The 417-nt window shown below is 50.1% G+C and carries 1 protein-coding gene; it reads right to left on the reverse strand.

The genetic code is table 11. From position 1 onward, the window contains the following. Positions 1-417 (reverse strand): SDR family NAD(P)-dependent oxidoreductase (locus OCI93_RS21035; RefSeq protein WP_261627272.1); only part of this gene is annotated, 417 nt, incomplete at both ends.

Genomic DNA, 417 nt, shown 5'->3' on the forward strand with positions numbered 1-417 from the left:
TGCGTCAAGTACCTGTGTGCCTCGCACCTTCGCCGATAAAACCTGATACATTTGCATCACATCTTTATCCACAAATCCTTGAGTACTCTCCACCCCCGCCGTATGTAACACACCATGTATCGCACCAAAACGCGACCTCGCTTGTGCCAAACCTGCACGCATCGCATCCAAGTCACTGACATCCGCTTCTATATAAGTCGCTTCGCTCCCTTTTGCTCGTAACTGCGCCAACAACGGCTCTGCCTGCTCTATCGCCCTTCTACCTGTTAAGATCAGATTAACCTTGGCTTGGCTTGCCAAGTAATGTGCAAATAACTGACCTAATCCCCCCAGTCCGCCCGTTATCAAATAGGTTTCACCCGCTTCTATGCTAACCGCTTCCCCTTGTGAAACCTGTGCTTCATCAACATGGCGTAC

Origin of the sequence: Pseudoalteromonas holothuriae (assembly GCF_945859825.1) — a bacterium.
Taxonomy (GTDB): Bacteria; Pseudomonadota; Gammaproteobacteria; order Enterobacterales; family Alteromonadaceae; genus Pseudoalteromonas; species Pseudoalteromonas holothuriae.